This is a genomic window from uncultured Amphritea sp. (assembly GCF_937127095.1).
GTDB lineage: Bacteria > Pseudomonadota > Gammaproteobacteria > Pseudomonadales > Balneatricaceae > Amphritea.
Genome location: NZ_CAKZLP010000085.1, coordinates 120061 through 142479 on the forward strand (window position 1 = coordinate 120061; position 22419 = coordinate 142479).

At 50.4% G+C, this 22419-nt stretch carries 22 protein-coding genes; 12 read left to right on the forward strand and 10 right to left on the reverse strand.

The features are described from left to right. The first annotated feature begins 5 nt into the window (after nucleotides 1-5). Complete coding sequence (locus Q0499_RS22720; RefSeq protein WP_299205033.1) at nucleotides 6-674, forward strand: hypothetical protein; 669 nt, start codon at nucleotides 6-8, stop codon at nucleotides 672-674. A gap of 111 nt (nucleotides 675-785) precedes the next feature. Next, entirely contained in the window at nucleotides 786-1769 is a 984-nt protein-coding gene (locus Q0499_RS22725; RefSeq protein WP_299205036.1) for a GTP-binding protein, read from the forward strand. Here Q0499_RS22725 and Q0499_RS22730 read toward each other — a convergent pair. Next, nucleotides 1766-2263, reverse strand: coding sequence for a MarR family transcriptional regulator (locus tag Q0499_RS22730; RefSeq protein ID WP_299205039.1), 498 nt, complete (start codon nucleotides 2261-2263; stop codon nucleotides 1766-1768). The two genes, Q0499_RS22725 and Q0499_RS22730, sit on opposite strands and share 4 nt — an antisense overlap. A gap of 203 nt (nucleotides 2264-2466) precedes the next feature. Here Q0499_RS22730 and Q0499_RS22735 point away from each other — a divergent pair, with 203 nt between their 5' ends. The 3 genes from Q0499_RS22735 to Q0499_RS22745 all read left to right on the forward strand — a co-directional run bounded on the left by Q0499_RS22735 (nucleotide 2467) and on the right by Q0499_RS22745 (nucleotide 5658). Next, nucleotides 2467-3459, forward strand: a complete 993-nt coding sequence (locus Q0499_RS22735; RefSeq protein ID WP_299205042.1) for an ABC transporter substrate-binding protein — start codon at nucleotides 2467-2469, stop codon at nucleotides 3457-3459. Between the two features lie 83 nt (nucleotides 3460-3542). After that, entirely contained in the window at nucleotides 3543-4442 is a 900-nt protein-coding gene (locus Q0499_RS22740) for a proline/glycine betaine ABC transporter permease (protein ID WP_299205045.1), read from the forward strand. Further along, nucleotides 4435-5658, forward strand: a complete 1224-nt coding sequence (locus tag Q0499_RS22745; protein WP_299205048.1) for a glycine betaine/L-proline ABC transporter ATP-binding protein — start codon at nucleotides 4435-4437, stop codon at nucleotides 5656-5658. The genes Q0499_RS22740 and Q0499_RS22745 overlap by 8 nt, the downstream gene beginning before the upstream one ends. A gap of 115 nt (nucleotides 5659-5773) precedes the next feature. On the opposite strand, the gene Q0499_RS22750 is transcribed toward Q0499_RS22745, so the two are convergent. From Q0499_RS22750 to Q0499_RS22775, 6 genes are all read right to left on the reverse strand, one after another. After that, nucleotides 5774-6313 carry a hypothetical protein gene (locus Q0499_RS22750; protein ID WP_299205051.1) on the reverse strand — a complete coding sequence of 180 codons (540 nt, stop codon included), beginning with the start codon at nucleotides 6311-6313 and terminating at the stop codon, nucleotides 5774-5776. A 311-nt stretch (nucleotides 6314-6624) separates the two neighbouring features. Beyond that, entirely contained in the window at nucleotides 6625-7806 is a 1182-nt protein-coding gene (gene purT / locus Q0499_RS22755) for a formate-dependent phosphoribosylglycinamide formyltransferase (protein ID WP_299205054.1), read from the reverse strand. Between the two features lie 80 nt (nucleotides 7807-7886). Then, nucleotides 7887-8621, reverse strand: coding sequence for a sulfite exporter TauE/SafE family protein (locus Q0499_RS22760; RefSeq protein WP_299205057.1), 735 nt, complete (start codon nucleotides 8619-8621; stop codon nucleotides 7887-7889). 178 nt (nucleotides 8622-8799) lie between these two features. Beyond that, nucleotides 8800-9549, reverse strand: a complete 750-nt coding sequence (locus tag Q0499_RS22765; RefSeq protein WP_299205060.1) for a DUF3726 domain-containing protein — start codon at nucleotides 9547-9549, stop codon at nucleotides 8800-8802. Continuing rightward, complete coding sequence (locus tag Q0499_RS22770) at nucleotides 9549-11270, reverse strand: hypothetical protein (RefSeq protein WP_299205063.1); 1722 nt, start codon at nucleotides 11268-11270, stop codon at nucleotides 9549-9551. Before Q0499_RS22770 ends, Q0499_RS22765 begins: the two co-directional genes overlap by 1 nt. A gap of 335 nt (nucleotides 11271-11605) precedes the next feature. Further along, nucleotides 11606-12502: a LysR family transcriptional regulator gene (locus Q0499_RS22775; RefSeq protein WP_299205066.1), complete on the reverse strand. Its 897-nt coding sequence runs from the start codon at nucleotides 12500-12502 to the stop codon at nucleotides 11606-11608. 134 nt (nucleotides 12503-12636) lie between these two features. On the opposite strand from Q0499_RS22775, the gene Q0499_RS22780 reads away from it, so the two are divergent. From Q0499_RS22780 to Q0499_RS22795, 4 genes are all read left to right on the forward strand, one after another. Further along, complete coding sequence (locus Q0499_RS22780) at nucleotides 12637-14082, forward strand: aldehyde dehydrogenase family protein (RefSeq protein ID WP_299205072.1); 1446 nt, start codon at nucleotides 12637-12639, stop codon at nucleotides 14080-14082. Nucleotides 14083-14127: 45 nt separating this feature from the next. Continuing rightward, nucleotides 14128-15123 carry a dipeptidase gene (locus tag Q0499_RS22785; RefSeq protein WP_299205134.1) on the forward strand — a complete coding sequence of 332 codons (996 nt, stop codon included), beginning with the start codon at nucleotides 14128-14130 and terminating at the stop codon, nucleotides 15121-15123. Nucleotides 15124-15272: 149 nt separating this feature from the next. After that, nucleotides 15273-16793, forward strand: a complete 1521-nt coding sequence (locus Q0499_RS22790; RefSeq protein ID WP_299205138.1) for a BCCT family transporter — start codon at nucleotides 15273-15275, stop codon at nucleotides 16791-16793. A 169-nt stretch (nucleotides 16794-16962) separates the two neighbouring features. Next, a complete protein-coding gene (locus Q0499_RS22795) occupies nucleotides 16963-17343 on the forward strand; it encodes a RidA family protein (protein ID WP_205209868.1) in 381 nt (126 codons plus the stop codon). Between the two features lie 79 nt (nucleotides 17344-17422). On the opposite strand, the gene Q0499_RS22800 is transcribed toward Q0499_RS22795, so the two are convergent. Continuing rightward, nucleotides 17423-17956: a VF530 family DNA-binding protein gene (locus tag Q0499_RS22800; protein WP_299205079.1), complete on the reverse strand. Its 534-nt coding sequence runs from the start codon at nucleotides 17954-17956 to the stop codon at nucleotides 17423-17425. 267 nt (nucleotides 17957-18223) lie between these two features. Between Q0499_RS22800 and folX the strand changes: the two genes are divergently transcribed. Beyond that, a complete protein-coding gene (gene folX, locus Q0499_RS22805) occupies nucleotides 18224-18592 on the forward strand; it encodes a dihydroneopterin triphosphate 2'-epimerase (RefSeq protein WP_299205082.1) in 369 nt (122 codons plus the stop codon). Between the two features lie 12 nt (nucleotides 18593-18604). Here the strand turns inward: folX and Q0499_RS22810 are convergent, their stop codons facing one another. Then, nucleotides 18605-18904, reverse strand: a complete 300-nt coding sequence (locus Q0499_RS22810; RefSeq protein ID WP_299205085.1) for a DUF6482 family protein — start codon at nucleotides 18902-18904, stop codon at nucleotides 18605-18607. A 129-nt stretch (nucleotides 18905-19033) separates the two neighbouring features. Next, nucleotides 19034-20035 (reverse strand): AraC family transcriptional regulator, encoded by a 1002-nt coding sequence (locus tag Q0499_RS22815; RefSeq protein WP_299205088.1) that lies wholly within the window; start codon nucleotides 20033-20035, stop codon nucleotides 19034-19036. A gap of 324 nt (nucleotides 20036-20359) precedes the next feature. On the opposite strand from Q0499_RS22815, the gene Q0499_RS22820 reads away from it, so the two are divergent. Both Q0499_RS22820 and Q0499_RS22825 read left to right on the forward strand, forming a co-directional pair. Next, nucleotides 20360-21610 carry a dienelactone hydrolase family protein gene (locus Q0499_RS22820; protein ID WP_299205090.1) on the forward strand — a complete coding sequence of 417 codons (1251 nt, stop codon included), beginning with the start codon at nucleotides 20360-20362 and terminating at the stop codon, nucleotides 21608-21610. Further along, nucleotides 21607-22395 (forward strand): SDR family oxidoreductase, encoded by a 789-nt coding sequence (locus tag Q0499_RS22825; protein ID WP_299205092.1) that lies wholly within the window; start codon nucleotides 21607-21609, stop codon nucleotides 22393-22395. The genes Q0499_RS22820 and Q0499_RS22825 overlap by 4 nt, the downstream gene beginning before the upstream one ends. Nucleotides 22396-22419: the final 24 nt, after the last annotated feature.

The window sequence follows — 22419 nt, forward strand, 5'->3', positions numbered from 1 at the left end:
CTACGATGAGCCGGAGTTTATATGAGCTATGTTGCCGTTATGCCAATGGTGAATTAGATTCGCACGAGTACCGGCAGCTGCGGCGTCGTTTTATCGATCATTTAGTGAATAGTAGTGATCGGACTCAGCCCGTTACTGATCTCTCTCCCGGGGAGCTAACGCAACCTCATTCATCTCTGGTTGAGTCTCCAGACACTGTGCCGATCGATAAACAGGCGATGAATATAGCGTCATCAGGTTTTACAACAAACGTTGAAGCGTCCAGGGTTGCCACGGAAAATCGCAGTAAAAGTGGCAAGTGGCTTATCATCGCGGTCATACTATTGCTTGTTACTGGAGCGCTATTTTGGCTATTAAACCCGCAGAATAGCCGGGAACAAACGCCTCTACAGAGTGGTAGTGTGAACGCGCCGATCAAACGGGTTGCCTCTGTGCCATTGTTAAGCAGTATGCATGATCTGCTGGATCAGGATAAATGGTCGATCACCAATATTGAAGACTACTCTTTACTGTTGTTGCAAAGTTCGCCTGCGGATAAAAGCGCGCTTAAGTCAGACAGTCGTTATCATCAGTTTTTAGATATGGTTCATATCTATCAGGTATTGGCTGAAGCGGATCAGAATGCGGAGATGATCGCTAAACTTGACCAGCTGGAACGGGATCTGCGTGACTAGTGCGTTTCACCAGGACGCTCTATTCGTTTTTACAAGCGGATGACGAAAGTTATGACGTAAAATGGTTATTTTGTTATATTGTAACAAAATAACCTATTAAAGATTTCCTCGATGTATAGTCAGATCCCTACCAATATTATTACCGGCTTTCTCGGCGTGGGTAAAACCACCGCTATTCAGTATCTTTTAAACCACAAACCTGTCGATGAGCGCTGGGCGGTACTGGTGAATGAGTTTGGTGAAGTGGGCATCGATGCCAGCCTGCTGGGTAATGAACAGCACGCCACCGGGGTGTTTATGCGGGAGGTGCCCGGCGGTTGTATGTGTTGTGCTGCGGGGATACCGATGCAGGTGGCGCTGAGTCAGCTGATTCGTCAGGCCAAACCTGATCGTATCCTGATTGAACCGACCGGCCTGGGACACCCTCTGGAGGTGATCCGGGTGCTGCAGCAGCCCCATTATCAGGATGTTCTCGATCTGCGCAGCACTATTACGTTGGTGGATGCCCGAAAACTATCAGATTCCCGCTATACCGAAAACGATACCTTTAATCAGCAACTGCAAGTAGCTGATCTGGTTATTGCTCACAAGACCGATCTGTATATAGCAGCTGAAACGGAACAGTTGATTCAATACTTGCAAACACTGGGCAGTGACGCACCTGTAATCAACTGTACAGAGGGGCAGTTAAGTCTCCAATGGCTGGAGGCTGCTTCAAAACATAGCGGTGTCACGCAATCGGAATCGTCTCATCATCATGATCATTTTCAGGCCGATGACCGGCTGCCTGAATGTGGTTATTTGCGCAAAGATAACCAGAGCGATGGTTATTACAGTAGTGGCTGGATCTTTAGTCCCGAATTTGAGTTTGATTTTGGCAAGCTGGAACCGCTATTGATGGGCATTGAGGCTGAGCGTCTGAAAGCGGTGTTTATTACCGATGAAGGTATCTTTGCGTTTAATATGGCGGAGTCGGTATTAAAAGTTCAGGCGCTGGATGAGGTGATGGACAGTCGGATCGAAGTGATAGGAAGTGAACCCTCAAACTGGTCCGGACTCGAACAGCAGCTGCTTCAAATAGCTGTCCGATACTAACGTTCTCTGAACTCCCGGTTGGGCGCTGCAATGTCCAGCAGTGGGGCGGCATCAAGGGACTCAGCATCCATCATTGAAGCAATCTGTTGCAGCGACGAGAGGATGGTGTGCTGTTCCGGGTTGGCCAGATTCTCAAACCGGCTGATAAACGATTCGTGCAGCAGCGTTGGCGCGGTTTGTAGTACTTCGTCACCTGTTTCTGTCAGTCGGGCATTCACGATTCTGCGGTCAGTGTGACTGCGAATCCGTTCGACCAGCTTGCGCTCCTCCAGACGGTCCATAATAGTTGTTACGGTCGCCTGGCTGAGTGACACATCAACGGATATCCGTTTAACGGTGACATCCCCCAACTGTTTAATCGCGCGTAACACCATCACCTGGGGAATTGTCAGACCGCAGGATTTCACCACCCGTTTTGATTGAAGGTCGGTCGCGCGGATGATCTTTCTTAGTTCGATTAAAACATCCTGCCAGCAGGGAACGTTATCGCTCATCGTATCTGAATATCCTATCAATTTTAAGCAAATCACTTATCAGAAAAAACTCTGAAAAACCGACTTAAAAAACTCAGCGAGTATATAGCGCGAGCGGTTATAAGCACAAATACTGAATGCTTAGAGATGAAGTAGTTTGAGTTCTAAATATTAGAAGGCTAATATGTTGTGATCAAATTCTAGTTAAAAAACATGGAGGCGTCATGAAAAAACTGATTGCTGCATCGTTAATGGTGTTGGCGGCTGGGCAGGTACAGGCTGCAGATGAGTGTGGAAAAGTAACCATTGCAGATATGAACTGGAGCTCCGCAACCCTGATCTCCAATGTGGACAAGTTTATTTTGCAGAACGGGTATGGCTGCGACGCTGAGCTGGTGCCTGGGGATACCATGCCGACCGGTACTTCGATGATAGAGAAAGGTGAGCCAGATATTGCGCCGGAGATGTGGAGTAATTCCATGCGTGACGCGCTGGACAAAGGTGTTGCTGAAAAGCGCCTGCGCTATGCCGGTAATTCACTCTCCGATGGTGGTGAAGAGGGGTTCTGGGTGCCGCAGTATCTGGTCAAAAAATACCCCGAGTTAGCGACCATTGAGGGTGTAAAAAAGCACGCTAAGTTGTTCACTCATCCGGAAGATGACAGCAAATCAGCATTTTATGGTTGTCCGGCGGGTTGGAACTGTCAGATCAGTGCCAGTAACCTGTTTAAGGCGTTAAAGCTGGCGGATTCCGGTTTTGATCTCATTGATCCGGGTTCGGGTGCAGGTCTGGCCGGTTCAATTGCTAAGGCGTTTACCCGGGAAGAACCCTGGTTTGGCTATTACTGGGCACCGACTGCTGTGTTAGGAAAATACAAAATGGTGAAAGTCGACTTTGGTTCCGGAGTTGATAAGCAACACTATATAGACTGTATCTCGGCTAATGAGTGTGCCGACCCCAAACCAACGATGTATCCGCCTTCGCTGGTGCAGACTGTCACCACAGAAAGCTTTGCTGAGAAGTCACCTGCGGCCTATCAATATGTATCTAACCGTTCTCTGACGAATGAGCAGCTCAATACCCTGCTGGCCTGGATGGAGGATAACCAGGCAGATGGTGAGGTGGCTGCGGAATATTTTCTGACAGAACATGAAGACCTCTGGACCCCTTGGGTATCAGCAGAGGTCGCCGCAAAAGTTAAGCAAGCCTTGCAGTAAACGCTGTGTTGATTTGCACTGGTTAATAACTGCCCGGTTGCCTTTGGTGATCGGGCAGGTTTGTTTCTGAATAGAGGTTTTATATGGCTGATTCAAGCTGGTTAAGCGAAGTACCCCAGCTAAGCAGAGGGGAGCTCAGAGATATCCGGAAATTTTTGGATACCGAGTACCGGGATTTTTCACGGGAGTATGGAGAGATAATAGAAGGTTTCTTTGACCCTCTATTATCATTTCTTGTCTGGTTTGAAAAACTCCTATTAGCCACGCCCTGGTGGCTGGTTATTGCGATTATTGCCGGTCTTGCTTATCTCTCCAGTCGTTCATGGAAGCTCAGTCTGGGGGTGGTGATCTCCTTTTTTATGATCGGCTATTTTGGTATGTGGGACGATACCATGCGTACCATGAGCATCATTCTGGTTTGTACCCTGATGGCGATAGCCTTGGGAGTGCCAATCGGCATTGCCATGGCCCGTTCTGACCGGGTGCAGTCGGTGGTGACGCCGCTGCTGGACATCATGCAAACCATGCCGGCCTTCGTGTATCTTATTCCGGTGGTTATGCTGCTCGGCATCGGTAAAATTCCCGGCGTGATCGCGGTGGTGATCTATGCGATTCCCCCGGTTATCCGCCTGACTAACCTGGGTATTCGGCTGGTGGATAAGGATGTGTTGGAAGCGGCCACCGCTTATGGGGCCAGCTCACTACAGCGTCTCATAGGCGTTCAGCTACCACTGGCGATGCCGACCATTATGGCGGGTATCAACCAGACCATTATGATGGCCCTCTCAATGGTGGTTATCGCCTCCATGATTGGGGTGAAGGGGCTTGGACAACCGGTGTTGAAGTCCATTACCAATCAGTATTTTACGCTGGGATTATTAAACGGTCTGGCGATTGTCGCACTGGCGATCATTTTTGACCGTGTTTCTCAGGCATATGCCAAACGGAGTCAGCGATATCTGGAGGGCATGGATAATGGTTGAAGCTAAGATAAACAAGACGGAACCTGTCGCACTGATCAAAATAGAAGGTTTGTATAAACTGTTTGGTAATAATCCGAAGAAGTTTATGCCGCTGGTTCATGCCGGAAAAAGTAAAGATGAGATTCTGGCAGAAACCGGACATACCCTGGGTTTGAAAGATATTAACCTGACCATTAATAAAGGGGAGATCTTCGTTATTATGGGTCTCTCAGGGTCGGGTAAATCAACCCTGATTCGTCACTTCAACCGACTGATCGACCCCACCGAGGGGGTGATCGAAGTCGAAGGTACTGACGTGATGAAGCTGCCGCAAAAAGAGCTTGAGCTGTTTCGTCGTCATAAAATGTCAATGGTGTTCCAGCGATTCGGTCTGCTGCCACATAAATCGGTAGTTGATAATGTCGCCTATGGCCTCGCTATTCAGGGCGTTAGCAAAAGTGAACGCGGTGCCAAAGCGAAAGAGTGGTTAGAAACCGTTGGTCTGGCAGGGTATGAAGAACAGTATCCCGCTCAGCTTTCCGGCGGACAACAGCAGCGGGTTGGACTGGCCCGGGCACTCTGTACCGATGCAGAGATTTTGCTGATGGATGAAGCGTTTTCGGCACTGGATCCATTGATCCGTTCGGAGATGCAGGATCAACTGATTGAACTGCAGCAAAAACTGCACAAGACCATTATCTTCATCACCCATGATCTCGATGAAGCGTTGAGAATCGGTGATCGCATTGCCATTCTGAAAGATGGCGAGATGGTGCAGCAAGGAGAGCCTGAAGATATTTTGTTGAATCCTGCAAACGATTACGTAGAAGCCTTTGTGCGGGATGTTAATCGCGCCCGGGCTCTAACGGTCGAAACCGTGATGAAAGATCCGGTGAACCGGATAACGGCAGATACTATCGGAGAAGCCCTGAAGCAGATGAAAGGCTTCAAAGGGGATTACGGCTATTACGTTAACGAAGACGGTTATCAGGGGGTTCTGACAGAAGAAAAACTGCAGGCTGCTTATGATGATGATAATAAGGCGAAACTGACCTCAGCCCATTGCGAAGCGTTAGACGCGATCTCGCAGGATGCCGTACTGGAAACGGTTATTCCGGATACGCTGAACTCTCAGTACTCTCTACCAGTAATAGATGACCAGGGAGAGATGACAGGCCAGCTTTCCAGAAGCACCCTAGCCGAGGTGTTGGGGAATGAAGAGCCAAGAAATCGCTAGAACGGAGCCTCCGACTCCTGCTGGTGGCTAGACGAAAAACTTCGTTTTTCTTGCTAGAAAGAGCTGACTAAAACCGCCGATTGGCGGTTTTTTTGTCGAGAATGAAATAGTATTTTTATTTAGTAACGGAGACGCATTGAGACAGGGCTGGTATGGCCATATCTTCATTCACTACTTCGATAAACACGGATTGATCTTTAGATGTATAAGATAATGATGGAACAACTAACGTTGGAGATATAAGCATCACACTCAAATTTTCAGAAACATCCTTGTTAGCCCAGATTGCAACGTAAACATTTTCTCCCGTTTTTATTTCGACTTCATGAGTTTTGTTCCAGAGGGCGGAGGCATCCCTGACAGGAGAGACAGATAGTGAGTATTTTCCTGCTGGTAAGCTTTCATATAGATAAGCGCCAAAAGGGAGTGCTAGAGCATTGGAATCATTTAGCGAGATGTTGGCGATATCTTTGGATAAATAGTCAGAAAAAAGAGGTCTGAAAATATAGATTCCACCATGTCCTTTCGGGGGAGACTCTATCTGATTGAAAACTGGCCCCGTTATCGCTGGCTTTAACTCGGAGACATTTTGAGCGCAACCTATAAACATGGTTGATAACATGAGCATAAAAAAAGTAATGATAATTTTTTTCATAGTTCCCTCTAAGCTAACTTTGTCTTATTAAAAATTAGTTGAGCCTATTACAGTGACTGAATTTTCTCTCTGACAATGAGAGATTCTTATCTGTGGAATTGTGGCTACGTTTCCTTTGTGATTCGATAGTGCCAAAACATAAAACGTCAGACAAACATTATTGTTGCTCTGAGGCCTCTTGTGCCAACAAAAAAAAACCGTCAGTCTGACGGTTTTAAAAATGCTTTTTCTAGCAAGGAAACGAAGTTTCCGTCTAACCACTCGCAAGTCGCGAAGCGACGTCTGGCTGCTGCTCTTAGGCAAAGCGACGTCTAGCCACTTGTTTTAACAGCCCCAGCGGCCGTTAAAGCTTTTTGCGTGGCATCCTGGATATCCGTCCCCCGCGCCAGCGCGACCCCCATCCGTCGCTTGCCGTTCACTTCAGGTTTACCAAACAGCCGTAACTGAGTGTCGGGGACGGCGAGGGCGGCTTCCAGATTAGAAAAGCTCAGGTTTTGCGATTCACCTTCGACCAGTATCACGGCGGAGGCGGATGGGCCATGCTGCACGATGTTGGGGATCGGCAGGCCTAAAATAGCACGGGCGTGCAGGGCGAACTGGGACAGGTCCTGGGAGATCATGGTGACCATGCCGGTATCGTGTGGGCGGGGAGATACTTCACTGAAATAAACCTGATCCCCTTTGATAAACAGCTCGACACCGAAGATACCCCGCCCACCAAGGGCTGTAGTTACTTTTTCAGCGATCTCTTTCGCCCGGCTGAGCGCTGTTTCACTCATCGCCTGTGGTTGCCAGGACTCACGATAATCACCATCTTCCTGTCGGTGTCCTATCGGTTGGCAGAAGCTGGTGCCCTGAATATGGCGGATGGTCAGCAGGGTGATCTCATAATCGAAATCGACGAAGCCTTCAACGATCACCCGGCCAGCGCCAGCGCGACCGCCTTCCTGGGCGTAGGTCCAGCTGGTTTCAATATCCGCAGCGCTTTTAATGGTGCTCTGACCTTTACCGGATGAACTCATGATCGGCTTCACCACGCAGGGCATCCCGATCTCGGCCACGGCGTTTTCGAAGTCCGCGAAGTTGTCGACAAACTGATAGTGGGAGGTCGGAATTCCCAGCTCCTCTGCCGCCAGACGACGGATACCTTCGCGGTTCATGGTCAGGCGCGCGGCATTGGCGGTTGGCACTACATGAAAGCCTTCCTGCTCCAGTTCAACCAGAGTGTCGGTAGAGATCGCTTCAATTTCCGGCACGATATAATCCGGTTTTTCCAGTTCAATTACCCGGCGAAGTTCAGCGCCATCAAGCATTGAAAAGGTATAGGAACGATCCGCCACCTGCATCGCCGGGGCGTTTTCATATCGGTCACAGGCGATCACTTCACAGCCATAACGCTGCAGTTCAATCACCACCTCTTTACCCAGCTCGCCAGAACCGCACAGCAGAATTTTTGTTGCAGACGAAGAGAACGGTGTACCGATAGTTGCCATGGGGGAGTCCTGTTGGAAAAAGATGCATTATATTTCAAGATAGCCATCAGCTCTAATTTTAAAATTACGAAGCCTGGACGTCAGAGCCCCCACCAGCCCATCAGCCCTTTAATGGTCACCATTAATGCCGATGCGCCGGAGACCGCCAGTAGCAGCGGTTTAGCCGAGGTTGTGGTTAATTTTCCGTCGATCAGACGCGCCAGAAAAAAACCTAAAAACAACCCCGGCAATATCTTCAGACTGAGGTGAGCGGTGTGCCAGTCGAGGCTGCCCTGATGGATCAGCATGATGATAGATACCGGCGTGCCGATCAGCAGAAACGCGGCGATCTCACTGCGGGCGGTAATCCGGTCCTGCTGCTGATACACCAGCGCAATCGGTGGGCCTCCCACTGAGGTGGCGGTACCGGTGACGCCGGAGAGAAAACCGGCAATGGTCAGGTTGATCGGTGTGGTTGGAATGCTCAAGCGCCACAGACTGAGCAGCACTGCACTGAGCACCGAAAAGCCGAAAAACAGACTCAGGGCATACTGTGGTATTGCGACCAGCAGGGCGGCCCCGCACCAGGCCCCCGGAACTCTGGCAATGATAGCGGGCATTACCCTCTTCCAGCGTAACTCCCGGCGCTCGCGAATCACCATCATCAGCGCCAGCCCTAAACCCACTAACAGGATAGGGCCCGGTACATAGACCGGATCGATCAGATAGAGCAGAGGTGCCGCCACCAGGCCATAGCCGATCCCCACCACGGTTTGCAGGGCGATACCGCAGGTTACGATCAGGACGGCCAGGAGTTCCGGCAGGGTATATAACATGGTGTGGGCGCTGTATTGAGGTGAATAATTAGTCAGTATGCCAGCGGATGAGATGGAGCGGTATAAGTTAATAATGAAAAGATGACCCGGTTGCAGGCGGTGCAACCTGTAACCGGGTCATCGGCAGGGCCAGCCCGATTAACATCAGACCGACCATACTCTCACAGTCATCGATGAGTTAGCGACCACCCGCTCCCTGCCGGGAACGCTCGCTATTTTCCACCAGGACACCTTCGCCGATTCTATTGATTTCGGCCCACAGAGTTTCATCGATATCGATACCGAAATCGACACTGTGCTCTTTATTGAGTCGGATCTGCTCAGCGCTTATATAACGGGCATTCCGGTTGCCTTTTGATTGCTGCAGTGATGAGGTCAGATCAACCCGCGAACTGCAAACAATCGTCATCGTCTGTTTATCTTCCGCGTTGGCTGACAGGCTGGTGATCGCTTCACTGTAACTTGGATAGCGTTCGCCAGCTTTAATAGCTGCCGTATGTTCGGTTACCGTCTGATGACCATTTTTCCAGTAGGCGGCCACACTGATGCCACGGCGACCGCAATCGGTCAGCGCTTTAAGGATAAACATCCGGTTATGGCAGTTATGCACTGTCACCGTTGCGATGCCATTTTCCAACGCTTTAGCATGGGCCAGATCGACAGACGCGGCGATACAGTTCAGTGCGCTGCGGCCGTTACTGTCGATAATCGCTGAGGTGCTGTCTTCGTAGATCACAGTACTCAGGGGCTTGCTGCTGTCATCGCCAATATAGGGCAGGGCGCGCTGCAACTCATTCAGTCCCTTAAGGCCATGTTTTTCCAGCCAGAGAATCATATTGGCAGCATCCTCATAGTTGCCAACATAGTAACCGGTGGCTTCAAAGCAACGACGCAGGGCGGCTTTCAGCTCAATCATAGATACATGCATCAGAGTTCTCCTTGCTGCGCTGGGGCCAGAGGCATGAACCAGTCATCATTGAAAGTGTGACCAATATCGTCCAATAGCGGAGCCCCCTGGAACATGGTATTGCGCACCCATAGTTTTGACCGGGGATCAAACTTACCGACACCAAAAAAGGCCAGTTTAGCTCTTAACAGATGCATGGGGAGGATATCCCGGTCCAGCAGATTAGCCTGTATATCGCCATAGATGCAGCGGTTCATACTCTGAATCCGCCGGACAATACCGCGCAGTTTCGGCTGTGCAACCATAAACCGGGCAGTGGAGTGTTGCGGATGTTCACTGATGTACTGACACAGCTGGTCATAGCATTTGCGTACGGCATAACCCACCCCCAGTGCCATCTGTTTCTCTTTTCCATCCTCCTCCCGGGCATCACCCAGGCGAGGTTCCATTTTCTCTTCAGATCGGTACCAGAAAGTGTCTTTTGCGCCGTCCGCAGAAAAGTCCAGCACCAGCGCCCACTGGTAACGTTGCTCGATGACTAGCTTCAGCTGCTGCAGGGGCATCACCGGATCCAGATCCAGAAACTCCTCGGCGGTGTGATAATCTTCCAGCTCATCGACCAGTTCTGGGTAGAGTTCCAGCATTACTGACACCAGTATCTCCTGTCCCTGCAGTGAACAGTTTTCTTCACTCCATCTGAGCAGAGCATCCCAGTTGCCGATGCCGTTAGCCGTATGCTCACGAATCGCTTCCAGATCTTTAAGAACCTGCAGGTTATTGGCTGTCTGCCAGGCATCTTCGGTGACGGTTTGTTCTGTATGAATAGCACAGCGTTCCAGTAATTCAGGGAATTGCTGAGTAATACGCTTGTTGATGTTACCCAGCACCCGCACCCTTGCCAGCGCCAGTTCCCGCATCTCTACCCATTGGTTAATCAGTAACGGGTGGTTGATCAGGTAGGGAGCCATACCCAGACCGGTTGAATTGCCGATACCGAAGAAACGTTTAATCTCTGGCAGCATCGGATGATAGGTTTCTGGGGTGCGGTGCTGTGCAATATGCTCCGCCTGAAGCAGACTGAAGTTCCGCAGCATCAGACAGACAAACATCTCTGCAGCGAAAGGACGGTTGAAATCGGGGTGGCGGGTAGACACCTTTTCCCAGTCGGCCATACCCAGCTTACCGCTACCGTAAACCGCAGTGGTTCGATACAGATAGCCTACACGGGCTATCTGGGCGACATCGGGTTGTTTACCACAGGCTAACTGATCAACAACATAGTCGAAATTCCGGGCACTACGATTGGCACGGGAGAGTACGAATACCCGCGCATCGACGCGGCCAGCTTCCTGCTTAGGGACATTCTGGCGCAGTTTTTCCAGGTAGATATCATCAACCTGGCCATCTACCAGCGCCATGGTCAGATCCCACTTTGTGGCGATCACCCGGTCGTTGCGCTCGTCCGGGGAGAGGTAATCGGAAAACAGAACAAAGCTATAGCACTTATTGGGTGTTGTGATTTCGTAGACGACAGTGCCATAGCTCTGCGGGTCGAGTTCAAAGCGAACTGGTTCGATTTGCCAGCGCTCACGCATGATCCGGCGTACCAGGGTGCGCATAAAACTGAGTCGGCTCTGATGAATAGCGCCCAGACGTTCCAGATCCATAACCTGATCAACCGGGCGCAGTGGCAGTGCATTATCGCCTCTCAGGGAAGCCTGTATTGCAGCAGACGTGGTCATTATTGTTATCCTCATAAATAGCAGCACATCTTTTTATAGTTAACAGCATAGATGTGTCCGAAACCTTCAGGAGTCCAGGCTCCTGTCTGCGCGCTACAGGTTTCGTTTGTAATTATTGTATGCAGGGCGCACTACAGGGAGGAGATCACGGCCATTGTCTGTCATGCCCTGCCTGTATGCGATTTATCATGGGCTATAAAAGGGATCACATACAAATCAGAAGGTTATATCGGCTAATAAGCAAAACTTATCAAAATAGCTCAAGCTATTATTTTTCCTATGCATCTGAGCGATGTTTCACATGGCAAAGATCTGAAAATTTATTCTGAACCTGCTTACGCCGGGCGACTTCTGGCCAGAATAAAGTTCACCAATGCCTGAGCGGGTGGCGTCAGCGATCTGTTTGTCAGTGTGACGATACCGATTCGCCGCACAACCACCGGCGTACTCAACGGAATAAAGCACAGGGTTTCACTCTCTTTGGGGACCGCATACCGGGGTAGTGTCGTTACGCCAAAACCGGCCTCTAACATGGCGATTAGCGATATCATGTTGGAGATGTAGAATTGTGAGTGCCCGATCAGAGGTCGTGCTTCACTGTCTTCCAGCAGGCGGGAGGTACCGTTACCAATCAATCGATGGTTGCGTAACTCTTTCCAGTGTAACTCTTTGAATTCTGCTAGTGGATGATCCTTTGGACATACCACTCCAATCTGATCTTCCCAGATCGGAATAAAGGTTTTATCGCTGTGTTCCTGTTCATGAAACAGGTGAGCGATACCGAAATCTACCTGTTGATTTTCTACCATCCGGTATACCGCGGCAGAGTTATCGTCAAAGAAACTGATATGCAGATCGGGCGTATTGTTAACAAACTCCAATAACAGCTCGGGTAATACCTGGCTTGCAATGGAAGGCACTGATGCCAGACGCAGATGGCCTGTCTTATGTTCGGCCAGCAGTGTCATATCTTCCGAAATCCGGTCGTGATGTTCGATAAGTTCTTTCGCTTTAGGCAGAAAATACTCGCCAAAGGGTGTCAGCTCGGTCTTGGCTGTTTTGGCGTTACGCTTTTCAAACAGCGATTCGCTGAGTTTATTTTCAAGATCACGAATAGACAGCGAAATTGCCGGTTGAGTGCGGTGAGCTTTTTCCGCTGCAGCATGAAAGCCTTTCAGTTCAGCGACCCAGACAAAGTGACGTAATTGAGTAATTTTAAATTCAGGCAGCATGGCATATCCCTCAGATGCATCGGGAGTCGTTGATAAAGTGTGATAAGGAAGCCTTATCAGTAGATATTATTTATTAATTATTCTTATTAAATCACAGGGCCTATGATTGATCCATCTACATTCAGGAGGTCGATATGTCTGATTCAGTTTTTCGCAATTACATTGCAGGTGAGTGGGTTGAGGGTAATAAGGGTCAGGTGATAAATATCAGCCCGGCCGATATCAGCGATGTGATTGGCAACTATGCTCAGGCCGATAAGGCGCAGACTGAGGCGGCGATTGCGGCGGCTGCTGTCGGTCAGGCTGAGTGGGCAAAGAGTGGTCTGGAGCAACGTTACTCAGTATTAATGGCGATTGGCGATGAGCTGATCGCCCGTAAAGATGAGTTGGGTGAGCTGCTGGCCCGGGAAGAGGGGAAGACACTGGCGGAAGGCGTGGGTGAAACCTATCGTTCAGGTCAGTTTTTCCACTATTACGCGGCAGAAGTACTTCGCCAGATGGGCGAGACTGCTGACTCTGTGCGCCCCGGTATTGAGATTGAAACCCGCCGGGAACCGGTTGGTGTAGTCGGTATTATCACGCCCTGGAATTTTCCTACCGCTACCGGTGCCTGGAAGATCGCTCCGGCGCTGGCTTTTGGTAACGCTGTTGTCTGGAAACCAGCTAATCAGGTACCCGCATCAGCCTGGGCGCTGACTGAAATCATCTCACGACAGGGACTGCCCGCCGGAACGTTTAATCTGGTGATGGGGCCGGGTTCAGAAGTGGGTGATGTACTGATCAATTCCCGCGGCATTAACGCGCTGACCTTTACTGGTTCTCTTGAAACGGGTCGTAAAGTGGCTGCTGCTACTGCGATCAATCTGGTCAAGTGTCAGTTGGAAATGGGCAGTAAAAATGCACTGGTTGTGCTCGATGATGCGGATCTGGATAACGCAATCGAATGTGCGGTGGGTGGCGCTTTTGGTGGTACGGGGCAGAAGTGTACCGCGTCTTCCCGCCTGATCGTCACTGAAGGGATTCATGACCGTTTCGTTGAGGCGATGATAGAGCGTATGAAGAAACTGGTTGTCGGTCATCCACTGAAACCCGGGGTTCATATCGGGGCTGTGGCTGATGCCCGACAGATGGAGCAAAACCTTCACTATCTTGAGATCGCTAAGAAAGAGGGTGGCAACCTCATATTTGGTGGCGAAGTGCTGACAGAGGAGACAGAAGGTTACTACATGCAGCCGGCACTGTTCACTGAAACCACAAATCAGATGACCATTAACCGTGAAGAAGCGTTTGCCCCGATCGCCAGTATTATCCGGGTTAAAGATTATAACGAAGCGTTGGCAACCCTGAATGATACCAACTTCGGTCTGACCGGCGGTATCTGCACAGAGTCTTTGAAATACGCGACAGATTTCAAGCGTAACGCCAAAACTGGTTGTGTGATGGTAAATCTCCCAACGGCGGGAACTGATTACCATGTGCCGTTTGGTGGCCGTAAAGATTCAAGCTTCGGGCCGCGGGAACAGGGTAGCTATGCCAAAGAGTTTTATACCGTCGTTAAGACTACCTATATCCGTGGTTAACGGAGGCGACTAATGCAATCTATACAAGAACAACACGCTCAGGCACTGCATTCAGAGTTGATCGTTATCGACGGCCTGCAGTACTCCAACTGGGACCGGAAGATCTTCGAACAGCTGCGTGAAGGTGGCGTAACGATGGTGCATGCCACCATCGTTTATCACGAACAGATCAGGGAAACGCTGACCCGCATTGCCGAGTGGAATCGTCTGTTCGAGCTGAACAGTGATCTGATCATGCCGGTGCGCAGTGCCGCAGATATTCGCCTGGCAAAGCAGTTGGGTAAGGTTGGCATCATGTTCGGCGCGCAAAACTGCTCTCCCATTGAGGATGATATCGGCATGATTGAGGTGATGCGTGAGCTGAATCTGATGATCATGCAGCTGACCTATAACAATCAGAGCCTGCTTGCCTGTGGTTGTTATGAGGCAGAAGACAGTGGTGTTACCCGCTTTGGGCGTCAGGCGATTAAAGAGATGAACCGGGTGGGCATGATTGTCGATATGAGCCACAGCGGTGAGCGCAGCACACTGGATGCGATCGAAATCTCTGATCGTCCCATTGTCATCTCCCATGCCAATCCGCTCAGTTTTCATGAAGCCAAGCGGAATAAATCAGATCGGGTGCTCCGGGCTCTGGGAGAGTCCGGAGGGTTATTAGGCTTCAGTCTGTATCCATTTCATCTGAAAAATGGCCCGGACTGCACCCTCGGTGACTTCTGCGACATGGTCGCCAGCACCGCCGATATGATGGGCATTGATCAGATCGGTATCGGCACTGATCTGTGCCAGGAGCAACCTCTTTCTGTCCTGGAATGGATGCGAAATGGACGCTGGTCAAAGTCTATGGATTATGGCGAAGGTTCAAAGAGTAATGCCGACTGGCCGCGACCGCTGTCCTGGTTTCGGGATAGCAGAGACTTCCCACATCTGACGAATGGACTGCTGGAGCGGGGGTTTAGCCGTGAGGATGTGGCCAAAATCATGGGTTTGAACTGGCTGAACTTTCTGGATGCCGGGCTTAAACCGCATTCGACTTTTTAACGTGTCTATGGCTCAGACCTTGAGAGTCCTGTCTGAGCCATAGGTTTACCTGATAACGAATAAATATAATGATCCGTCAGGAGACTACAATGAATCATACAACGCAAGCGACTGTTGCCGGGCAGCAGATATGCAATAACGAGGCTGAGATGGCCGGAAAAAAACTACTGGCAGGTGTTGATCTTCCAGTATTTCTGATCAGTGGTGGTGTACTGGTACTTTTTGCCGCACTGGCTCTTTATGATATTGAGATGATGTCTGGCTGGGTTAACGCCGCCTTTGCTACCTCCACTAAATATTTCGGTGCTTACTGGCAGATTTTGCTGCTACTGACCTTTGTGATCGGCCTGTTTCTGACGCTGGGACGCACCGGATCAGTGGTGCTGGGCGGCGTGAAAGTCCCCGAGATGCCGCTGTTTCAGTGGGTTTCTGTGATTATGTGTACTTTGCTGGCGGGTGGCGGAGTATTCTGGGCTGCTGCTGAGCCGATGGCGCATTTTACCTCGGCCCCGCCGCTTTTTGCGGCTACTGAAGCCGGTACTGCTCAGGCTGCTTATAACGCCCTGGCGCAGAGTTTTATGCACTGGGGATTTCTGGCCTGGGCAATACTGGGAAGCCTGACCGGTATTGTGTTTATGTACCTGCATTATGAAAAAGGGTTGCCTCTTAAACCCCGTACGCTGCTGTACCCGGTGTTTGGTGACAAAGTGATGAGCGGTCCTCTGGGCGCTATTGTCGATTCCAGCTGCGTGCTGGCAGTGGTTGCAGGCACCGTTGGGCCGATCGGCTTTCTTGGGTTACAGGTCAGCTTTGGTCTGGAGAAACTGTTTGGCATTCCCAATACCTATTCAACTCAGTTGATGATCCTCGCAGGTCTGATCGGTATCTATACCCTTTCTGCGGTGAGTGGCGTCACCAAAGGTATTCAGATTCTTAGCCGGGCTAACGTTATTCTGGCGGTTATTTTGATGTCGTTTATCCTGGTTTTTGGCCCGACAGCATTCATTATTGATGGTTTCCTGCAATCCTTTGGGGTCTATCTGGATCAGTTTATTCCGATGGCAACGTTCCGGGCTGATACCGGCTGGCTGGACTGGTGGACTGTGTTCTTCTGGGGCTGGTTTCTGGGCTATGGGCCTTTGATGGCGATGTTTGTTGCACGTATCTCCAAAGGTCGTACCATCCGCGAGATGATCCTGCTGATCTCTGTCGTGGCTCCGGTAATCACCTGCTTCTGGTTTACGATTGTTGGCGGCAGTGGGCTGGCTTATGAGTTGGCGAATCCTGGTGTGATCTCTGAACCCTTTACCGGATTCAATCTTCCTGCTGCGTTACTGGCGATTACTGAGCAGTTGCCTATGGGCTTTATGATCTCCGTGCTGTTTTTGATTCTGACAACGATCTTTGTGGCGACTACCGGTGACTCAATGACCTATGCTGTTTCCATGGTGATGACCGGAACGGATCACCCCCAAAGTTCTATCAGAGTTTTCTGGGGCATCATGATGGGGGTTGTTGCCGCTTTGCTGATCTCAATAGGTTCTGGCGGTATCTCTGCGCTGCAGTCGTTCATTGTGGTGACAGCGGTGCCCGTCTCGCTGGTTTTGCTGCCTTCTCTCTGGACCGCACCTCAGATCGCTCGCAAAATGGCGGATGAGCAGGGACTTTAATTAATACGAAATCCTAGTCCGAACACTGTGTTTGTCCTAGTTCCGAGAAAGCGGACAGACACAGTGCCTGACTTTATTCTTGTTCTTATCGGACAAACTGCACGGGCAACGCTCAGATAAGCACAGTGTTCGGACTTCAAATTGCTATTTTTTATATAAGTGAATTGTTATGAAACAAGCTGTAAAAACTGACCTGTTTGCCTCCAAAGCCCCGCTTGAGTGGGCGGTTATTGCCAATGGCCAGCTGTCGACAGCACAGATCCCGATCAATGCTGAAGGTCAGGTTGTAGAGGGTGGAATTGCAGCTCAGGCGCGCCAGACCATGGAAAACTTTAAACATACCCTTGGTGCGGCAGAGCTGACTATGGATGATGTCACTCAGGTACTGATCTATGTTACCGATCGCGAGTATCTACCGGTTTTTAATCAGGTTTATGCGGAGTACTTTAACGCCCCGTATCCGAATCGTGCCGCAATGGTTGTCGCAGGGTTAGCCAGGGAAGAGATGCTTTGTGAAGTTGTAGCATATGCGGCGGTGCCTGGCGCATGAGTCAAATAATGTCTGGTTAAGTCCGTTTAGCTGCTAAAAACCGCCTTTGTAGGCGGTTTTTGTTGTTAAAGACAGGTCGTTATTTCCGCCACTTTGCCCAGGGATCATCATTGTCAGATGAAGCGCCGGTCGAAGCCGATGGTTTTCTTTCGGGCTTCCAGCGCTCCTGCTTATCCCGGGCGTTTTCCTGTTTGCTGGAATAGCCGCCCGGCTTACTACTGCGATAGCTCTTCGTCTTACCATGCTCGGCCGCTTTCAACGCCTGTTTCTCTCGCATGCGCTCAGCATCTTCCAGACTCAGTTCTGCCGGTTCCCGGGGTGTCTGGCCTTCAGGAATAACACGGTCTCTGGGTGACAGGGCAAACTGTTCAGATGAAACCCGGGGCAGGTTTTTAAACTTATACAGATAGAAAATTTCAACCTTCTCCCGCGCCCAGTCGGTTTTCTTGAGAAATTTCACACTGGATTCAATGCTCGGGTTAGTTTTGAAACAGTTGATATTCAGATAGGCGTAGAGAATCTCAAAACCATAGTGATCAACTATCTGGGTGAGCAGCTCTTTTAAACCCAGACCGTGTAGCGGATTGTTTTTGTAGTTGATCTCGTCGTTCATAATGATGTCCGGTAATAGGTCGAAACGTTTAAAAGGTTTATGAGGGCTTCATCATACCTGTGACTGCTTTGACAATATAGCAAACCGCGGTCTTGGCCGCATTTCAAATGCGTCATACATTGCAATTCTGATGAACTAACAACGGTTATTGAACGTAGTAAAGACAAATCGGCAACCGACCAGTGAAGCATCCGCATCTGGAGACTTCATGACGTTCTGTTAGACTGCCAGATAATAGCGCTAAGAAAAATCGACAAGGACCCAGAAATGCCATCAGTCAGCAATGCCATTATCCGCATTAAAAATCTCCGTTTGCGAACCTATATCGGATTTAACCCGGAAGAGCGGGAAAAACTGCAGGATGTGGTGATCAATATTGAGATTCACTACCCGGCCGAAAAAGCCGCGATCACCGATGATGTGGAAAAGGCCCTGAACTATAAAGTGGTGTGTAAGGATATTATTCAGCATGTGGAGGAGGGGCATTTTCTGCTGCTGGAAAAACTTGTGGGGGATGTCCTGGAGATAGCCACCAGTCATGAATGGGTGACCTTTGCCAGCGTCACCATTGATAAACCCCATGCGTTGCGCTTTGCTGATTCCGTGTCACTGACACTGGAGAAACACTGTTGCTGATCCGCTGGTCACTTACTTCCAGCCGAGCAGTATCTCACACTGGGCTTCATCAGCCATCGGCGGACGGCCGATCATCTCATCAAAGGTGGTCGGCAATAGCATGACCGCGCTGTCTATGCGGGCATGCTGAAGCAGCTCCCGAATCTGTTCGGTATTATCAAATCGGGCCGGTTTACCCTGTGCGTTGGTGAGCATAGCGGTTGTTTCTCCCAGCTGCAGAGTGACCTGATAGAGCATCCGCTCGAGTGAGTGCACAGTCACTTTATTGATATGGGTAAGTGCTTCCAGCTCAGATATATCTAATTGATTCATAGTAAACCCCCTCTTTCTGATGAGTGGGTTTATACGCAGCGGATGGAATACGGATTACTGTTTTGCAGACTCAGTTCAATTGCAGGGCGGGCCCGACGCTAATCAGTGTTTCTCTGGTCGTGATAATAATTATCTGCGTTTGGTTTCGCTGGGGCGTTCGCCAAACATACGCGCATAATCCTGGCTGAAGCGACCCATATGGGTGAAGCCCCAGCGGATGGCAATTTCGGTGACCGATGAATCGGGATCCTGCTTCATCAGTGCCTCCCGGGCTCTCTGCAACCGAATCGTGCGCAGGTATTCCATCGGGCTGGTCTGACGAAAATCTTTAAAACCCGCATACAGCGTCCGTACGCTGACGCCTGCCATATCGGCCAGCATTCCCGGCGTCAGCGCCTCATCTGCGTGACTTTCAATATACTCCTCAACCTTTTTAACATGTCGTGGAGCCAGACTCCGGTCGGGTGTATTCATGGCGTCGGTGTAGTTGTGGGGTTGGATTGAGATGAGGGTATTGATGATCAGTTGTTCGAGTTGATGGGCGATGGCAGGTTGTGTCGTAATTGAGGGCTGATCCTGAAGCAGGTGCGCCAGATACATCATCATGTTGCGCCAGATCGGATTTTGATACCAGTGCATATCTGCTTTGAACCGCAGGGGAGCGCGAACGGATCGCCCGAGTATCTGGCTGCAGGCTAATTCCACAGAATGCCGGTCAATCCTGAACATCAGCTGGTCGCAATCCTCGCTCCAGATCATGGTCAGCGGGTCGGAAGGGTTAAGAATAGACGCGGTGTCTTTGTCTGTAGAAATGACCTGGCTACCGTTGTCTATGTCCGCATGACCACTGACGGGCATCTGAATCAGATAAAACTGTTCAAGGTTACCGGGATCGATGACAACTTCGGCGCCATACTTGAGCCGGTTAAAGCGGACATTCCCTAAAGCAACAGAGTGTAACCGGGCATCCAGCTCAGAGCCTCTGCCCCTGATATCCAGCAGATGTGGTTTATACATCGCTGAGACCTCTTCCCTGACCTGCTCCAGCGTACCCGAGCTGAATACTAATCGCTCGGGGTCACCTTTAAGTGCATCTCTCAACCAGGGAGACAACGTTAAGTCAGAAGACATCGTTTACTACCTTATTTTTATTAATCTAAATCAATAGACGGTCTCTTATATGTTGCATATTGATGAATTTAAATATAGTGGGGTTTCCCCGAACTCCTGTACAAATTTCACGCATCAATCAATAACCTGCGCTAACTGGATAGTCATCGCACTGACCGGATAGCCAGCGTTTACGGGCGTTAAGCCGTTTTCATAAATCATTGAGCCAGATCATCTTTTAGCACCTTGTGGATAGTCCCCGCATTTTGCGGAGCGTAATTGCCTGCCTGATATTCGAGGATAAATGACGATTCGAGAAAAACAAAAACATTCAGGAGGCGTGCTATGGGCACCATGATAGATATCCAGGCAAAAGATGGCAGTGGCAGTTTCAAAGGCTATCTGGCGGTACCGGCTGCGGGTGAAGGGCCGGGTATTGTCCTGCTGCAGGAAATTTTTGGTATCAACGAAACCATGCGTAAGGTGGCTGATTATTATGCAGAGGAGGGCTATGTGGTACTGGCGCCTGATCTGTTCTGGCGTCAGGAACCTGGTGTGGAGCTGGAATACAGCCCGGCAGAGTGGGAAAAGGCTTTCGGTTTATATCAGGGCTTTGATCAGGATCTGGGAGTTGAGGATATCGACGCGGCGATCAGTGTTCTGAAAGGACTGTCTCAGTGCAACGACAAGGTCGGTGCACTGGGGTTCTGTCTGGGCGCCCGCTTATCGTATCTGACAGCCTGCCGCTGTGATGTTGATGCTGCCGTCGGTTATTACGGCATGGGCATTGAAAACCATCTGCATGAGGCGGTCAATATCAGTGGCCGCCTGGTGCTGCACTTTGCCGGTAATGATGAATATTGCCCTGAAGCGGCGCGCAACGAAATCTATGCGGTGTTGGGTGATCAGGAGCATGTTGAGCTGTATACCTACCCCGGCGTTGACCATGCGTTTGCCCGGGAGGGATCAGAGCATTATCACAAGCCTTCTGCCCTGATGGCCCATCAGCGTTCGGTGACTGCATTCCGTAAAGTGATCGGCCCGCATTACGATCTGTCCTATCTGTGGGATAAGCATTGTGAGTATGAATTTGAAACCCGCAATGTGGATGACACCATGGCGACCATGGTGGCTGAGCCGTACGTCAATCATATCCCTAACATGACTGGTGGGGTTGGCTATAAAAACCTCTATCGCTTCTACAAAAATCACTTTGTTGATGTAAACCCTGCCGATACAGCGCTTATCCCTATCTCCCGCACCATTGGTGCAACCCAGATTGTTGATGAACTGCTTTTCACCTTCACCCATGACCGTGTCATCGACTGGATGCTGCCGGGCATTGAACCCACTGGAAAGTACGTTGAAGTGCCTCTGGTGGCGGTGGTTAAGTTCCGTGGTGACAAGTTGTATCACGAGCATATCTATTGGGATCAGGCCTCTGTATTGGTGCAGATTGGCAAACTCGATCCACACGGCCTGCCGGTTGCCGGACAGGAATCGGCGGCAAAACTGCTGGATGAGACCCTGCCTTCCAATACGCTGATGCCGAACTGGCCCGACAGTGAAGGTCTGGATCAGGGAGGTGCAAAATGAGCCTGTTCAAAGATCGCAGTGCCATTGTTACCGGTGGGGCAACCCTGATCGGAGCGGCGGTTGCTGAGGTGTTTATCGAAGCGGGTGCGAGTGTCACCGTGATCGATATCGATGCTGAGGCGGGTGTGGCACTGGCAGACCGGCTTGGGGTTAAGGCTCAGTTTATCGCCGCAGATATCACCGATGATAAGCAGTTAACCGCTGCAATACACAGTGCTGAAAGTCGCTTTGGTGGCGTTGATTATCTGATCAACCTGGCCTGCAGCTATCTGGATGAAGGGCAGGCCTCTTCCCGGGCAGACTGGCTCACCGCACTGGATATCAATGTGGTCAGTGCCGTGATGGCGGCCAATATCGCCCGGCCGCTGATGCTCAAGCGCGGTGGCGGCGCGATCGTCAACTTCAGCAGTATCTCATCACAGATCGCTCAGACCGGTCGCTGGCTTTACCCCGTCAGCAAGGCGGCGATTCGTCACCTGACCCGCAGCATGGCGATGGACTTTGCTGAAGATGGCATCCGGGTGAACTCGGTTTCTCCGGGCTGGACCTGGTCCCGGGTTATCAATGAAGTCAGTGGTGGCAACCGGGCTAAAGCGGATCAGGTTGCTGCTGATTTCCACATGCTGGGGCGTCTGGGTGATCCCCGGGAAGTAGCCGAAGTGGTGCTGTTTCTCTGTTCTCCTCAGGCCAGTTTTGTGACCGCCGCTGATTACGCGGTTGATGGTGGCTATTCCGCTATTGGTCCGGAACAACGAACCCCTGCAATCCCAAAACTCGCTGAGTAAGCCAGCAATAAAAATAAAATCTGG

Excerpts from the sequence above, each read along its gene's own strand:
- Q0499_RS22735 (WP_299205042.1), top strand. The coding sequence starts at position 2,467 with ATGAAAAAACTGATTGCTGCATCGTTAATGGTGTTGGCGGCTGGGCAG.
- Q0499_RS22730 (WP_299205039.1), bottom strand. The coding sequence starts at position 2,263 with ATGAGCGATAACGTTCCCTGCTGGCAGGATGTTTTAATCGAACTAAGA.
- Q0499_RS22720 (WP_299205033.1), top strand. The coding sequence starts at position 6 with ATGAGCCGGAGTTTATATGAGCTATGTTGCCGTTATGCCAATGGTGAA.
- Q0499_RS22790 (WP_299205138.1), top strand. The coding sequence starts at position 15,273 with ATGGCCGGAAAAAAACTACTGGCAGGTGTTGATCTTCCAGTATTTCTG.
- Q0499_RS22725 (WP_299205036.1), top strand. The coding sequence starts at position 786 with ATGTATAGTCAGATCCCTACCAATATTATTACCGGCTTTCTCGGCGTG.
- Q0499_RS22775 (WP_299205066.1), bottom strand. The coding sequence starts at position 12,502 with ATGCTGCCTGAATTTAAAATTACTCAATTACGTCACTTTGTCTGGGTC.
- purT (WP_299205054.1), bottom strand. The coding sequence starts at position 7,806 with ATGGCAACTATCGGTACACCGTTCTCTTCGTCTGCAACAAAAATTCTG.
- Q0499_RS22810 (WP_299205085.1), bottom strand. The coding sequence starts at position 18,904 with ATGAATCAATTAGATATATCTGAGCTGGAAGCACTTACCCATATCAAT.
- Q0499_RS22770 (WP_299205063.1), bottom strand. The coding sequence starts at position 11,270 with ATGACCACGTCTGCTGCAATACAGGCTTCCCTGAGAGGCGATAATGCA.
- Q0499_RS22765 (WP_299205060.1), bottom strand. The coding sequence starts at position 9,549 with ATGCATGTATCTATGATTGAGCTGAAAGCCGCCCTGCGTCGTTGCTTT.
- Q0499_RS22740 (WP_299205045.1), top strand. The coding sequence starts at position 3,543 with ATGGCTGATTCAAGCTGGTTAAGCGAAGTACCCCAGCTAAGCAGAGGG.
- Q0499_RS22825 (WP_299205092.1), top strand. The coding sequence starts at position 21,607 with ATGAGCCTGTTCAAAGATCGCAGTGCCATTGTTACCGGTGGGGCAACC.
- Q0499_RS22750 (WP_299205051.1), bottom strand. The coding sequence starts at position 6,313 with ATGAAAAAAATTATCATTACTTTTTTTATGCTCATGTTATCAACCATG.
- Q0499_RS22795 (WP_205209868.1), top strand. The coding sequence starts at position 16,963 with ATGAAACAAGCTGTAAAAACTGACCTGTTTGCCTCCAAAGCCCCGCTT.
- Q0499_RS22820 (WP_299205090.1), top strand. The coding sequence starts at position 20,360 with ATGGGCACCATGATAGATATCCAGGCAAAAGATGGCAGTGGCAGTTTC.
- Q0499_RS22815 (WP_299205088.1), bottom strand. The coding sequence starts at position 20,035 with ATGTCTTCTGACTTAACGTTGTCTCCCTGGTTGAGAGATGCACTTAAA.
- folX (WP_299205082.1), top strand. The coding sequence starts at position 18,224 with ATGCCATCAGTCAGCAATGCCATTATCCGCATTAAAAATCTCCGTTTG.
- Q0499_RS22745 (WP_299205048.1), top strand. The coding sequence starts at position 4,435 with ATGGTTGAAGCTAAGATAAACAAGACGGAACCTGTCGCACTGATCAAA.
- Q0499_RS22800 (WP_299205079.1), bottom strand. The coding sequence starts at position 17,956 with ATGAACGACGAGATCAACTACAAAAACAATCCGCTACACGGTCTGGGT.
- Q0499_RS22780 (WP_299205072.1), top strand. The coding sequence starts at position 12,637 with ATGTCTGATTCAGTTTTTCGCAATTACATTGCAGGTGAGTGGGTTGAG.
- Q0499_RS22760 (WP_299205057.1), bottom strand. The coding sequence starts at position 8,621 with ATGTTATATACCCTGCCGGAACTCCTGGCCGTCCTGATCGTAACCTGC.